This is a genomic window from Variovorax sp. OK605 (assembly GCF_900115445.1).
Classification (GTDB): Bacteria; Pseudomonadota; Gammaproteobacteria; order Burkholderiales; family Burkholderiaceae_C; genus Variovorax.
On the sequence record NZ_FOWL01000003.1, the window covers coordinates 191,118 to 205,428 of the forward strand.

Genomic DNA, 14,311 nt, shown 5'->3' on the forward strand with positions numbered 1-14,311 from the left:
AAGGAGGCAGGAAGGCCGTCAGCGCCGCGGGGCGCGCGAGGTGAAGAAGCGCTGCAGCAGGCAGAACACGAACAGCAGCGCGCCCACCACGATGCGGGTCCACCACGAACTCAGCGTGCCATCGAAGGAGATCAGCGTCTGGATGATCCCGAGCATCAGCACGCCGAACAGCGTGCCCGCCACGTAGCCCACGCCGCCGGTGAGCAGCGTGCCGCCGATCACCACCGCCGCGATGGCGTCGAGCTCCAGCCCCACCGCATGCAGGCCGTAGCCCGAGAGCATGTAGAAGGTGAAGATCACGCCGGCCAGCGCCGAGCAGAAGCCCGAGAGCGTGTACACGCCGATGAGCGTGCGGCGCACCGGCAGGCCCATCAGCATGGCCGAATGCTCGCTGCCGCCGATGGCGTACACCGCGCGGCCGAAGGGCGTGCAGTGCGCCACGAACACCGCCGCCAGCAGCACCGCCACCGCGATCACCGCGCTGATCGACACCGAGGCCTCGCCCCAGATCGGAATGCGGATCTGCGAGACCTCGGAATAGAACTCGTTGGTGATGCTGATCGAGTCGATGCTGATCAGGTAGCACAGCCCGCGCGCCAGGAACATGCCGGCCAGCGTGACGATGAAGGGCTGCAGCCGGTAGCGTTCGATCAGCAGGCCCATGAACGCGCCGAAGGCCGTGCCCATTGCCAGCACCAGCGGAATCACGATGCCGGGGCTCCAGCCGTGCTTCTCGACCAGCGAGGCCGACACCATGGTGGTGAGCGCGATCACCGAGCCCACCGACAGGTCGATGCCGCCCGAGAGAATCACGAAGGTCATGCCCACGGCCACGACGATCAGGAAGGCGTTGTCGATCAGCAGGTTGAGGAACACCTGCGCCGAGAAGAAGCCGTCGTAGAACACCGACCCCAGCGTGGCCACCAGCACGAACAGCGAAATGGTCGCCGCCAGCGGCAGGTACTTCGGGTTGAGCCCTCCCCTTCGCTTGCCCTGGGTCTTGCCCCCTCTCCCGCTTGCGGGAGAGGGCTGGGGTGAGGGTGCCGAATCGATCACCGCGCTCATGCCCGTCCCCCTTCATGCGCCGGCCGCTGCACCAGCGACCTTACCTCCGCCCTGAACTCCGGCGACTGCAGCAGCATCACCGCGAACACCACGCCCGCCTTCACGACCAGGTTGATCTCCGGCGGCACGCCCAATGAATAGATCGCATAGGTCAGCGTCTGGATGATCAGCGCGCCGATCACGCTGCCCACCAGGCTGAAGCGCCCGCCGGTCAGCGCCGTGCCGCCCAGCGTCACGGCCAGGATCGCGTCGAGCTCGATGAGCTGGCCCGCGTTGTTGCCGTCCGCGCTCTTCACGTTGGAGCTGATCAGCAGCCCCGCCACGCCGGCGCACGCACCGCAGAACGCATAGGCCCCGACGACCAGCCGCCGCGCCTGCACGCCCGCCACGCGCGCGGCCGTCGGGTTGATGCCCACCGCCTGGATGAACAGGCCCAGCGCCGTGCGCGTGATCGCCAGGTACAGCAGCACGAACACCGCCGCCACGATGAACAGCGAGAACGGCAGGCCCAGCAGGTAGCCGCTGCCGAGGAAGAAGAAGGGCTTGTAGTAGATCGTGATGATCTGCCCGTCGGCAATGAGCTGCGCGATGCCGCGGCCGGCCACCATCAGGATCAGCGTCGCGATGATCGGCTGCATGCCCACCTTGGCCACTAGCAGGCCGTTCCACAGGCCGCACAGCAGCGCGATGCCGATGGCCGCGAGGATGGCGAGCGGCATCGGGAAGCGGCTCACGTCGTTGGCCACCGAGCCGCCGATCATCCAGGCCGCGAGTGCCGCCGCGATGGCCACCACGGCACCCACCGAGATGTCGATGCCGCGCGTGGCGATCACCAGTGTCATGCCCAGCGACACCAGCACCAGCGGCGCCGCGCGGTTGAGGATGTCGATCAGGCTGCCGTAGAGATGGCCGTCTCGCCATTCGAGGTGCAGGAAGCTGGCGTTGAAGGCGGTGTTGACCGCGAGCAGGAGCAGCAGCGTGACGATGGGCCAGGCGAGCCGATGGCTCATGAGCGATGAGATGCGTGTCATGGATTTGCTCCTTCCCCTTCCGGGGGAAGGCTGGGATGGGGGCAAGCGGCCTTCACCGCCGCGCAATGTTGGAGGCCGCGCGCCCCCACCCCGACCCTCCCCCGGGAGGGGAGGGGGAAAGACAGGGACAGGCGGTGACCCATGAGCAATGAGATGCGTGTCATGTTTTCGGCCTTGCTCCTTCCCCTTCCGGGGGAAGGCTGGGATGGGGGCAAGCGGCCTTCACCCCCGCGCAATGTTGGAGGCCGCGCGCCCCCACCCCGACCCTCCCCCGGGAGGGGAGGGGGAAAGACAGGGACAGGCGGTGACCCATGAGCAATGAGATGCATGTCATGTCTTCGGCCTTGCTCCTTCCCCTTCCGGGGGAAGGCTGGGATGGGGGCAAGCGGCCTTCATCGCCGCGCGGCGTTGGAGGCCGCGCGCCCCCACCCCGACCCTCCCCCGGGAGGGGAGGGGGAAAGACAGGGACAGGCGGTGACCCATGAGCAATGAGATGCGTGTCATGTCTTCGGCCTTGCTCCTTCCCCTTCCGGGGGAAGGCTGGGATGGGGGCAAGCGGCCTTCACCGCCGCGCAATGTTGGAGGCCGCGCCCCCACACCCCGCCACTCCCCCGGGAGGGGAGGGAGACAGACAGGAAGACGGCGCGTTTCATGCGGCTGCAATCATTTCGTAGACCTCGTCCTCCGAACTGCCGCCCGGCAGCTCGCCCACCTTCTTCCGGTCGCGCAGCACCACGATGCGGTGCGCCACGCGCACCACTTCGCTCATTTCCGACGAGATGAAGATCACCGCCATGCCCGCCTTCGCGAGCCGCAGGATCTCTTCCATGATTTCCTGCTTGGCTGCCACGTCGATGCCGCGCGTGGGCTCGTCCAGGATCAGCAGGCGCGGCTCGGTCGCGAGCCAGCGCGCGATCATGGCCTTCTGCTGGTTGCCGCCCGAGAGCAGGCCGATGGGCGTTTCGACGCTCGCGGTCTTGATGCCCAGCGACTTGACGAAGCGCTCGGCCATCTCGGTCTGCTCGGCATGCGACAGGAAGCGCCTGGTGCCAAGGCGCGCCTGCAGTGCCAGCGCGATGTTCTCGCGCACCGACAGTTCGGAGACGATGCCGTCGGTCTTGCGCTCTTCGGGGCACAGCGCCAGGCCTTCACGAATGGCGTCGGCGGGGTTCGAGAAACCGACCGAACGGCCGTCGACCTTCAGCACGCCGCGGTCCGGTGTTTCGAGGCCGAACAGCAACCGTGCCAACTCCGTGCGGCCCGCGCCCAGCAGGCCGGCGATGCCGACGACCTCGCCCGCGCGCACACGCAGGTCGGTCGCCTGCAGCTGGCCGGCCTGGCCCAGGCCTTCGGCCTGAAGCAATGCCGGCGCCGCTTCATCGAACGCGGGCAATGCCGCCGGGCGTGCCGACTGCGCCGCCAGCTCGCGCCCGAGCATCGCCGCGATCAACGCCTGCGGCCCCAGGTCCGCCGCGCGCCATTCGCCGATCCAGCTGCCGTTGCGCAACACCGTGATGCGGTCCGACACCGCGTACATCTGGTTGAGAAAGTGCGTCACGAAGACGATGGCCAGCCCTTCGCCGCGCAAGCGCCGCAGCACCTCGAACAGCTTCTCCACCTCGTCGTCGTCCAGGCTCGAGGTCGGCTCGTCGAGGATCAGCACCTTCGACGACACGCCCAGCGCGCGCGCAATGGCCACCATCTGCTGCACCGCCACCGAGTAGCTCGACAGCAGCCGCGTCACGTCGATGTCCAGGCCGATGCGCGCCAGCAGCTCCTCGGCGCGCCGGTTCACCGCGGCCCAGTCGATGCGAAACCCCTGCGCCACGCCGCGGCGCGGATAGCGCCCTGCGAACACGTTCTCCGCCACCGACAAATTGGGGCACAGGTTCACCTCCTGGTAGACCGTGCTGATGCCCAGCTTCTGCGCATCGAGCGGCGAGGCCGGGTGGATCGGCCGGCCGTCCAGGGCGATCTCGCCGCCGCTGGACGGCAGCACGCCCGTCAACACCTTGATGAGCGTCGACTTGCCGGCGCCGTTCTGCCCCATCAGCGCGTGGATCTCGCCGGGGTACAGGTTCAGCTGCACGTCGCGCAGCACCGGGATGCCGCCGAACTGCTTGTGGATGCCCCGAAGCGCGAGCACGGGGCGGTTGGCGGTGCCGTCGGTCATGCGCTGCTACTTGTTCTTGTTGTAGACGTCGATGAACACCGCCGCCAGCAGCACCAGGCCCTTGATGACCTGCTGGTAGTCGATGCCGATGCCCAGGATCGACATGCCGTTGTTCATCACGCCCATGATGAAGGCGCCGATGACCGCGCCCATCACGCGGCCCACGCCGCCCGAGGCCGATGCGCCGCCGATGAAGCAGGCCGCGATCACGTCGAGCTCGAAGCCCAGGCCCGCCTTGGGCGTGGCCGTGTTGAGCCGCGCCGCGAACACCAGCCCGGCCAGCGCCGCGAGCGCGCCCATGTTCACGAAGGTGAGGAACGCGAGACGCTGCGTCTTCACGCCCGACAGCCGCGCCGCCTTCTCGTTGCCGCCCAGCGCATAGATGCGCCGGCCGATGGTGGTGCGGTTGGTGACGAAGTCGTACACCACGATCAGCACCGCCATCACGATGAGCACGTTGGGCAGGCCCTTGTAGGTCGAGAGCAGGTAGCTGAAGAACAGGATGATGGCCGCGAAGAACAGGTTCTTCACCAGGAAGAACGCATACGGCTCCTGCTCCATGCCGTGCGCCGCCAGCTTGGCGCGCCCGCGCAGCTTGAAGAACACCAGCGCCGCGGCGGCCAGCGCGCCGACGACCAGCGACGTGGTGCGCAGGCCGCCCGCACCGCCGCCGCCCAGCGGATCGGGAATGAAGCCCGAGCTCAGCCGCTGGAACGCCTCCGGAAACGGTCCCACCGACTGCCCCGCCAGCAGCGCCAGCGTGAGCCCCTTGAACACCAGCATGCCCGCGAGCGTGACGATGAACGACGGGATCTTGCGAAACGCCACGAACCAGCCCTGCGCCGCGCCGATGACGGCGCCCGCCAGGATGCTCACGATGGCCGTGGGCACGAAGTGCCACTCGTACTCCACCATCAGCACCGCCGCCAGCGCGCCGATGAAGCCGCACACCGAGCCCACCGACAGGTCGATGTGCCCGGCCACGATCACCAGCAGCATGCCCAGCGCCATGATGACCACGTAGCTGTTCTGCAGCAGCAGGTTGGTGAGGTTCAGCGGGCGCAGCAGCGTGCCGTCGGTCAGCACCTGGAACAGCACCATGATCGCGACCAGCGAGATCAGCATGCCGTACTCGCGCAGGTTGTTCTTCAGGAAGCCGGCATGCAGCTTCGGCGCATCGGTCAGTGGCACGGCGGCCTTCACCGCGTTGACTTCAGGCTGCTGCATGGACACTGCTCCCCGCGCTCACGATGGCGTGCATGATGCGTTCCTGCGAGGCTTCGGCCGCCGTGAACTCGGCCACGAAGCGCCCCTCGTTCATCACGTAGATGCGGTCGCACATGCCGAGCAGTTCCGGCAGTTCCGAAGAGATCATGAGAATGCCTTTGCCCTCGCTCGCGAGCTGGTCGATGATGGTGTAGATCTCGTACTTGGCGCCCACGTCGATGCCGCGCGTGGGCTCGTCGAGAATCAGCAGCTCGGGCTTGGTGAAGAGCCACTTGCTCAGCACCACCTTCTGCTGGTTGCCGCCCGACAGGTTGACCACCAGCTGCTCGACGCCCGAGCAGCGGATGTTGAGCGCCTTGCGGTACTCGTTGGCCACCTTGAACTCGCGGCCGCTGTCGATCACCGACGAATCGGCGATCGCGTCCAGGTTGGCCAGGCTGATGTTCTTGCGGATGTCTTCCTCCAGCACCAGCCCCAGGCCCTTGCGGTCTTCGGTCACGTAGGCAATGCCGTGGTCGATGGCCTTGCGCACGGTGCTCACGTCCACCGGCTTGCCGTGCATGTGCACCGAGCCGCTGATGCGCTGGCCGTAGGACTTGCCGAACACGCTCATGGCCAGCTCGGTGCGGCCCGCGCCCATGAGGCCAGCAATGCCCACGATCTCGCCCTGGCGCACGGTCAGGCTCACGCCCTTGATCTGTTCGCGGTCGGCGTGCAGCGCGTGGTGCACGCGCCAGTCGCGCACCTCGAACACGGTGGCGCCGATCTTCGGCGCGCGCTGCGGATAGCGGTGCGCCATGTCGCGCCCCACCATGCCGCGGATGATGCGGTCCTCGCTGATCGGCTGGCCGCGGCAGTCCATGGTCTCCACCGTGGCGCCGTCGCGCAGCACCGTCACCGAGTCGGCCACCTTGGCGATCTCGTTGAGCTTGTGCGAGATGAGGATCGACGCGATGCCCTGGCGCTTGAGCTCGAGCAGCAGCATGAGCAGCGCGTCGCTGTCGTTCTCGTTCAGGCTGGCGGTGGGCTCGTCCAGGATCAGCAGCTTCACCTCCTTGGCCAGCGCCTTGGCGATTTCCACCAGCTGCTGCTTGCCCACGCCCAGGTCGGTCACCAGCGTGGTGGGCGGCTCCTTCAGGCCCACCTTGGCGAGCAGCTCGCGCGTCTTCGCATAGGCGGCGAACCAGTCGATCACGCCGCCGCTGGCGATCTCGTTGCCCAGGAAGATGTTCTCGGCAATCGACAGCAGCGGCACCAGCGCCAGTTCCTGGTGAATGATGATGATGCCGAGCTTCTCGCTGTCCGCAATGCCCCGGAAGCGGCGCACCTCGCCCTCGAAGTGGATCTCTCCCTCGTACGAGTCGCACGGGTAGACGCCGCTCAGCACCTTCATGAGCGTCGACTTGCCCGCGCCGTTCTCGCCGACCACCGCGTGGATCTCCCCGGCGCGCACGCCGAGGTTGACGTTGCTCAGCGCCTTCACGCCGGGAAAGGTCTTGGTGATGCCGCGCATCTCGAGGATGGCGCCGGCACCCGCGCTGCTTCCTTCGTTGCTCACTTGATCTGGCTTTCCTTGTAGTAGCCGCTGTCGACCAGCACCGTCTTCCAGTTCGAGGCGTCCACGCTCACCGGCTTCAGCAGGTACGACGGCACCACCTTGATGCCGTTGTTGTAGGTCTTGGTGTCGTTCACCTCGGGCGTCTTGCCCGAGAGCATCGCGTCCACCATGGCCACCGTCACCTTCGCCAGCTCGCGCGTGTCCTTGAACACGGTGGAGGTCTGCTCCTTGCGCAGGATCGACTTCACCGAAGGCACCTCGGCGTCCTGCCCCGACACGATGGGCATCGGCTGCGAGGCCGAGCCGTAGCCCACGCCCTTGAGCGACGACAGGATGCCGATGGACAGCCCGTCGTAGGGCGACAGCACGGCATCCACGCGGTCCTTGGTGTAGTAGGCCGACAGCAGGTTGTCCATGCGCGCCTGCGCCACCGCGCCGTCCCAGCGCAAGGTGCCGACCTTCTCCATGCCCATCTGCTTGCTGCGCACCACCAGCTTGCCGCTGTCGATGTAGGGCTTGAGCACCGAGAGCGCGCCGTTGTAGAAGAAGAAGGCGTTGTTGTCGTCGGGCGAGCCGCCGAACAGCTCGATGTTGAACGGGCCCTTGCCGCTCTTGAGCCCCAGCGCGTTCTCGATCGACTGCGCCTGCAGCACGCCGACCTGGAAGTTGTCGAAGGTGGCGTAGTAGTCGACGTTCTTCGAGCCCTTGATGAGCCGGTCGTACGCGATGACCTTCACGCCCTTGTCGGCCGCCTTCTGCAGCACGTCGGACAGCGTGGTGCCGTCGATGGCCGCGATCACCAGCACCTTGGAGCCCTTGGTCACCATGTTCTCGATCTGCGCGAGCTGGTTCGGGATGTCGTCGTCGGCGTACTGCAGGTCGGTCTTGTAGCCCTTGTCCTTGAAGTACTTGGCCATGTTGGCGCCGTCGGCGATCCAGCGTGCCGACGACTTGGTAGGCATCGAGATGGCGATCAGGCCCTTGTCCTGCGCATTGGCCAGGGGCGTGAAGCCGACGATGGCCAGTGCCACGCCCGCGAGCGACGCCTTGAGGAAGTTGCGTTTCATGTCGGGTCTTCCTCAGTACTTGCGGTTGGGGAACTCTTTGGCAGCGACTTCCATGGGGAAGATGCTTTCCACCGTGACGATGCGCTTGGGCAGCGTCTTGCCGTCCTTGATGTCCTTCACCGCCTGCATCAGCTGCGGCCCGAGCAGCGGGCTGCATTCGACCGACACGTTGAGCTTGCCGGCGATCATGGCTTCGAAGGCGCCCTTCACCCCGTCGATCGAGATGATGGTGATGTCCTTGGCCGGCTTCAGGCCCGCTTCCTCGATGGCCTGGATCGCGCCGATGGCCATGTCGTCGTTGTGCGCGTAGAGCACGTTGATCTTCTTGCCCTCGGCCTTCAGGAAGGCTTCCATCACTTCCTTGCCCTTGGCGCGCGTGAAGTCGCCGGTCTGCGAGCGGATGATCTTGAACTTCGGGTCGGCCTTGATGATTTCCTCGAAGCCCTTCTTGCGGTCGATGGCCGGCGCCGAGCCCACGGTGCCCTGCAGCTCGACGATGTTCACCTCGCCCTTCTGGTCCTTCATCTTCTCGACCAGCCAGCGCCCGGCCTTGCGGCCTTCCTCGGTGAAGTCCGAACCCATGAAGGTCACGTACAGCGAGTCGTCCTTGGTGTTGACGGAGCGGTCGGTCAGCACCACCGGGATCTTGGCGGCCTTGGCCTCGCGCAGCACGGTTTCCCAGCCCGACTCGACCACGGGCGAGAAGGCGATCACGTCGACCTTCTGCGCGATGTACGAGCGGATGGCCTTGATCTGGTTTTCCTGCTTCTGCTGCGCGTCGGAGAACTTCAGCTCGATGCCCGCGTCCTTGGCGGACGACTTGATCGACTCGGTGTTGGCGGTGCGCCATTCGCTTTCGGCGCCGACCTGCGCGAAGCCCAGCACGAGCTTCTTCTGCGCGAGGGCGGACACGGGCAGCAGGCCGCTCAAGGCGGCAGCGGCGAGCGCGGTGTTGAGGGTGCGGCGATTCATGGTCATGGGATGTCTCCTTCTGTTGACTTGCTTGTTGAGAACCGATCGAGAACCGTTGTGGTGGGTCAGGCCAGCATGTAGCCGGTCTTCACCGTCGTGTAGAACTCCGCGGCGTGGCGACCTTGTTCGCGCGGCCCGTAGCCCGACCCCTTGCGTCCGCCGAAGGGCACGTGAAAGTCGACCCCCGCGGTCGGCAGGTTGACCATCGTCATGCCGACCACGGCATGGCGCCTGAAGTGCATGGCGTGCTTGAGCGAGTTGGTGCAGATGCCCGCGCACAGGCCGAAGGGCGTGTCGTTGCACAGTGCCAGCGCTTCGTCGTAGTCGTCGGCGCGCAGCACGCAGGCCAGCGGGCCGAAGATTTCCTCGCGCGCGATGCGGTGCGCGGGCTTGGCCAGGAACAGCGCGGGGCTCATGTAGTGGCCGGCGGTGGCGCGCTGCAGCGCCTCGCCGCCCCACACGTGCTCAGCGCCCTCTTCGCGCGCGATGCCGACCCAGGCCAGGTTCTGCGCCAGGCGCTCTTCGTCGGCCACCGGGCCGATGTCGACGCCGCGCTCCAGCGCGTGGCCGATCGTCAGCGTCTTCAGGCGCTGGCGCAGCCTGGCGACGAAGGCGTCGTGCACCGCGGCCTCGACGATGAGCCGGCTCGACGCCGTGCAGCGCTGGCCGGCGGAGAAGTAGGCGCCCTGCACCGCGCAGTCGACGGCGCGGTCGAGGTCGGCGTCGGCCAGCACCACCAAGGCGTTCTTGCCGCCGGTTTCGAGCTGCACCTTGGCGCGCCGCGCGGCGGCCGCCTGCAGCACGCGCTCGCCGTTGGCGGCCGAGCCGGTGAAGCTCAGGGCATCGACCAGCGCGCTGTCGACCAGCGCCTGCCCCACTTCGCGGCCGCTGCCCATGACCAGGTTGAACGCGCCGGCCGGCAAGGCGGCGCGGCTGATGATCTCGGCCAGCGCCCAGCCGCAGGCCGGCACCAGTTCGGCCGGCTTGAACACCACGCTGTTGCCATGGGCCAGCGCGGGCGCGATCTTCCAGGCGGGAATGACGAAGGGCGAGTTCCACGGCGTGATGAGCCCGACCACGCCCACCGGTTCGCGCGTGACGTCGACCTGCACGCCCGCGCGCGCCGAGGCCACGTTCTCGCTGCCTCCGCCGCCGGCGCCGCCGCGAAAGGCTTCGCCCGCGAAGAACTTGAAGATCTGGCCCGCGCGCGCCACCTCGGCCACGGCCTCGGGCAGTGTCTTGCCCTCCTCGCGTGCCAGCAGCAGGCCCAGGTCGTCCTTGCGGGCGAGCAACTCGGCGCCGATGCGGTCGAGCACGTCGGCGCGCCGCTGCGGCGTGCTGTGGCTCCAGTGCGGAAAGGCCTCGGTGGCGGCGCGAATGGCGAACTCGGCCTGGCGGCGGTCGGCGCGTGCGTACTCGGCCACCACTTCGCTGGTGTCCGAGGGATTGGCGCTCACACCGGTGGTCGCGCTGGTTTCCCAGCGGCCGTTGATGTACTGCCGCACGTTCTGATGGATCTCGCCGTGAATCACCGTGGCGTGGCCCTTGTCTCTGTTGTTCTGGATCTGAGGCAAGTCTAGGAACAGAATCGATATCGATCCAATCGTTTTTTCGACAAAATGCATATCGATCGCCGGATTCTGGAAAACCCGGTCAGACCTTCGTTTTCACAGAAATGACCAACTACAACCACTGGTTCATCCGCGCCCGGCTCAAGACCCGGCAACTGCTGTTGCTGGTCGCGCTGGCCGAGGAAGGCAACATCCACCGCGCCGCGCAGGTGCTCAACATGACGCAGCCCGCGGCCTCCAAGCTGCTGAAGGACCTGGAGGACGTGCTGGAGGTGCCGCTGTTCGACCGGCTGCCGCGCGGCATGCGTCCGACCTGGTACGGCGAGACCATGATCCGCCACGCCCGCGTGGCGCTGGCCAGCCTGAACCAGGCGCACGACGAGCTCACCGCGCTGAAGGCCGGGCGCTTCGGCCAGGTGAGCGTGGGCACCATCACCGCGCCGGGCCTCACGCTGATGCCGCCGGCCGTGGCCATGGTCAAGCGCGAGCAGCCCGACCTGCGCGTGTCGCTGGAGATCGAGACCAGCCCGGTGCTGATCGAGCGGCTCGAGCAGGGCAAGCTCGACATCCTGGTGGCGCGGCTGTTCGCCGAGCACGACAAGTCGCAGCTGCGCTACGAGGCGCTCACCGAGGAACCCGTGTGCGCGCTGGTGCGCCCCGGCCACCCGCTGCTGGGCGTGAGCAACCTCACGCTGCGCGACGTGGTGAGCGCCGGCTGGATCGTGCCGCCCGCGGGCAGCGTGCTGCGCCACCGCTTCGAGCTCATGTTCCAGGAAGAAGGCCTGGCGCCGCCGACCAACACCATCGAGAGCTCGGCGCTGCTGTTCATCACGCGCATGCTGCAGCAGAGCGACATGGTGGCCGTGCTGGCAACCGACGTGGCGCGCTACTACGCGTCGCACGGCATCGTGTCGCTGCTGCCGCTGGACATGCCCTGCCACATGGACGCCTTCGGCATCATCACGCGCACCGACCGGCTGCTGTCGCCGGCGGCCAAGGTGATGATGAAGGCGCTGAAGACCGCGAGCATGAGCGTGTACGGTCGCAAACTCGACATGAGCTGAACGTATAAATCGGCGCTCCACCCACCCACACCCGCAAGGACCGACCGATGACCGACGAAGAACGCGACCAGGCCATTCACGAACTGGTGCTGTCCTACCTGGAAAGCGCCACGCCCGAGCAATGGCACGTGTATGCCGCGCGCTCCAACTACGACGACAACCTGCCCATGCTGCGCTGGCTGGTCGACAACCCGAAGCTCGACCGCGGCACCGCGCTGCTGATCTACTGGTACCTGGGCGCGGCTTGGTACGTGCAGTACGCCTCGGACGAAGACATCGAGGACTACCAGCAGGAAGACTTCGAGGTGCTCAAGCTCATCGAGCAGCGCTATGCCGAGGGCTTCTATGCCGCGAGCCGCATCTGGTTCGCGCCGGAGCACTCCGAAGGCGGCGGCCCGGGCGACTACCCCGACCTGCCCAAACTGCGCCCCGTGCCGGCGCTCATGCTCGAAGAGGTGGGCACGGAGCCGGTCGACCTCGACCCCGAGCAGTACGACGACGGCATTCCGTTCGAGGTGGCCGAGAAGATCGAGGCGCTGTTCGACGACGCATGAGTGCCGCCGGGTGAACGGCGGGTGTGGCGCTCAGGTCCAGCCGGCGTCCACCGTGAACTCCTGCGCGGTGCACATCTTCGCGTCGTCCGACGCGAGGAACAGCACCATGCGCGCGATGTCTTCGGGCATCAGCTTGTCGGGCAGGCACTGGTTGCGCTTGAGCGACTTCTCGCCCTCGTCGTCCAGCCACAGCTTCACCTGCCGCTCGGTCATCACCCAGCCGGGCGACACGGTGTTGATGCGGATGCGGTCGCGGCCCAGGTCGACCGCCAGCCCGCGCGTGAGGCCGTTCACAGACGACTTGGCGATCGCGTAGCAGGGGTAGCCCGAGCCCTTGGTCTGCCAGCCCGTGGAGCCCAGGTTGACCACCGAGCCGAAGCCCAGGCGCTTCATGCCCGGCACCACCGACTGGATCGCGAACAGCGCGGGCCGCTCGTTGATGGCCATGCGGTTGTCGTAGTAGTCGGGCGTGACCGACTCGAGCGTGTGGCGGTCGTCGCTGGCCACGTTGTTGACCAGCACCGCGAAGTCGCCGAGCTCGGCGGCCGCGTCGGCAATGGCCTTCTGCAGCGCGCCGATGTCGCGCACGTCGCAGGCGCGCCACCACGGCGCGGCGTGACCGGCCCCGGTGATCTGCTGCGCGAGCGCCGCGCTGGCTTCGCCGGCGATATCGACGAAGGCCACGCGCGCGCCCTGCGCCGCGAACGCCGCGACGATGGCCGCGCCGATGCCGCTGCCGCCGCCGGTGACGAACACCGTGCGGCCCTTCAGGCTGGGATGGATGGAAAGCTGGGGGGAATTCAAGAAATGTCTCCGGATTGGCGAAAAGGCTGGACAACTGACATTGCAAATTGCATATCTATCGATGCCGATATTTTAAATTTCCGTTATCAATATGCCTTGATACGATCCGGCGCGTCAAGGAGACATGACGAGAAGAACGCCACAAGAAGGAAACCAAGCCATGAACAACCCAGAGACAAACACCCCTCCCCCGCTGCCTCTCACTCCCGCTCCTTCGCTCGCGGCCCCCGCGGTCGTGGGCGCGCTCGAATGCATCTGGCCCGCCGGTGCCAACCTCGGCGAAGGCACGCTGTGGTCGCAGCGCGAACAGGCGCTCTACTGGATCGACATCCTCACGCCGCGCCTGTTCCGCTACGACCCCGCCACCGGCGCGCAGCGGACCTGGACCTTCGGCGAAGAGATCACCGCCATCGCCGAGCGCGCCACCGAGCCGGGCCTGTTCATCACGCTGCGCCGCGGCTTCGCGCTGTTCGACACCACCGCGCCGGGCGACGGCGCCCAGCCGCGCTACCTGCACCAGCCCGAACCCGAGCGCACCGGCAACCGCTTCAACGACGGCAAGTGCGACAGCCGCGGCCGCTTCTGGGCCGGCAGCATGGACTTCGACTGCAAGGCGCCCACCGGCGCGCTGTACCGCTACGACGCCGACGGCCGCTGCACCAGGCACGACGACGGCTTCGAGGTGACCAACGGGCCGACGTGGTCGGGCGACGGCCGCACCATGTACTTCAACAACACGGTGCTCAACCGCCTCTACGCCTACGACTTCGACATGGACGCGGGCAGCGTGTCGAACCGCCGCGTGTGGCACCGCTTTCCCAAGCCCGACGGACTGCCCGACGGCATGACCACCGACGCGGCCGGCCGGCTGTGGATCGCGCACTGGGGCGGCGCCTGCGTCACCTGCCACGACCCGGTGAGCGCGGTGGAGCTGTGCCGCATCGCGCTGCCCGCGAGCCATGTCACCGACTGCGCCTTCGGTGACGCCGACCTCTGCACGCTGTACATCACGACCGCGCGCAACGGCCTCACGCCCGAACAGCAGGCCGCCGAGCCGCTGGCGGGCGGGCTCTTCAAGGTGCGCATCGGCAGCCCGGGCGTGCCGGCGGCGCTGTTCGCGGGCTGAGCGCTTCGGTCCCGCAGCGAGGGCCGAGCGGCCCTCGGCGTTGCGTCGGATCAGGGTAAAACCTTATGAGCAAACGTTTGCGCAAACGTTTTCTTTTTT

General features: G+C 67.2%; 12 protein-coding genes. 3 read left to right on the plus strand and 9 right to left on the minus strand.

Annotated features, from left to right (window positions below; all coding sequences use genetic code 11):
- Positions 1-18: 18 nt before the first annotated feature.
- The 8 genes from yjfF to BM013_RS09165 all read right to left on the minus strand — a co-directional run bounded on the left by yjfF (position 19) and on the right by BM013_RS09165 (position 10,625).
- Positions 19-1,065 (minus strand): galactofuranose ABC transporter, permease protein YjfF, encoded by a 1,047-nt coding sequence (yjfF, locus tag BM013_RS09130; protein WP_093125673.1) that lies wholly within the window; start codon positions 1,063-1,065, stop codon positions 19-21.
- Positions 1,062-2,096, minus strand: a complete 1,035-nt coding sequence (locus BM013_RS09135; RefSeq protein WP_093126755.1) for an ABC transporter permease — start codon at positions 2,094-2,096, stop codon at positions 1,062-1,064. The genes yjfF and BM013_RS09135 overlap by 4 nt, the downstream gene beginning before the upstream one ends.
- A 649-nt stretch (positions 2,097-2,745) precedes the next feature.
- A complete protein-coding gene (locus tag BM013_RS09140; RefSeq protein WP_093125675.1) occupies positions 2,746-4,269 on the minus strand; it encodes a sugar ABC transporter ATP-binding protein in 1,524 nt (507 codons plus the stop codon).
- Between the two features lie 6 nt (positions 4,270-4,275).
- Positions 4,276-5,496, minus strand: coding sequence for a multiple monosaccharide ABC transporter permease (gene mmsB, locus BM013_RS09145; RefSeq protein ID WP_093125678.1), 1,221 nt, complete (start codon positions 5,494-5,496; stop codon positions 4,276-4,278).
- Positions 5,483-7,009 carry a multiple monosaccharide ABC transporter ATP-binding protein gene (gene mmsA / locus BM013_RS09150; RefSeq protein ID WP_093126758.1) on the minus strand — a complete coding sequence of 509 codons (1,527 nt, stop codon included), beginning with the start codon at positions 7,007-7,009 and terminating at the stop codon, positions 5,483-5,485. Before mmsA ends, mmsB begins: the two co-directional genes overlap by 14 nt.
- A gap of 41 nt (positions 7,010-7,050) precedes the next feature.
- The gene (gene chvE, locus BM013_RS09155; RefSeq protein ID WP_093125680.1) at positions 7,051-8,121 is read right to left on the minus strand and encodes a multiple monosaccharide ABC transporter substrate-binding protein; all 1,071 of its coding nucleotides are present in this window, start codon (positions 8,119-8,121) and stop codon (positions 7,051-7,053) included.
- A 12-nt stretch (positions 8,122-8,133) separates the two neighbouring features.
- The gene (locus BM013_RS09160; RefSeq protein WP_093125683.1) at positions 8,134-9,099 is read right to left on the minus strand and encodes an ABC transporter substrate-binding protein; all 966 of its coding nucleotides are present in this window, start codon (positions 9,097-9,099) and stop codon (positions 8,134-8,136) included.
- Between the two features lie 59 nt (positions 9,100-9,158).
- On the minus strand, positions 9,159-10,625 hold the full coding sequence (locus BM013_RS09165; protein WP_093126760.1) for an aldehyde dehydrogenase family protein: 1,467 nt from the start codon (positions 10,623-10,625) through the stop codon (positions 9,159-9,161).
- Positions 10,626-10,768: 143 nt separating this feature from the next.
- On the opposite strand from BM013_RS09165, the gene BM013_RS09170 reads away from it, so the two are divergent.
- Positions 10,769-11,728, plus strand: coding sequence for a LysR family transcriptional regulator (locus BM013_RS09170; RefSeq protein ID WP_093125685.1), 960 nt, complete (start codon positions 10,769-10,771; stop codon positions 11,726-11,728).
- 47 nt (positions 11,729-11,775) lie between these two features.
- Entirely contained in the window at positions 11,776-12,282 is a 507-nt protein-coding gene (locus BM013_RS09175) for a DUF4274 domain-containing protein (protein ID WP_093125688.1), read from the plus strand.
- A 30-nt stretch (positions 12,283-12,312) separates the two neighbouring features.
- Here BM013_RS09175 and BM013_RS09180 read toward each other — a convergent pair whose 3' ends face one another.
- Entirely contained in the window at positions 12,313-13,086 is a 774-nt protein-coding gene (locus tag BM013_RS09180; protein ID WP_093125690.1) for an SDR family NAD(P)-dependent oxidoreductase, read from the minus strand.
- A gap of 160 nt (positions 13,087-13,246) precedes the next feature.
- Here BM013_RS09180 and BM013_RS09185 point away from each other — a divergent pair, with 160 nt between their 5' ends.
- Positions 13,247-14,212 (plus strand): SMP-30/gluconolactonase/LRE family protein, encoded by a 966-nt coding sequence (locus tag BM013_RS09185; protein WP_093125693.1) that lies wholly within the window; start codon positions 13,247-13,249, stop codon positions 14,210-14,212.
- Positions 14,213-14,311 lie beyond the last annotated feature (99 nt).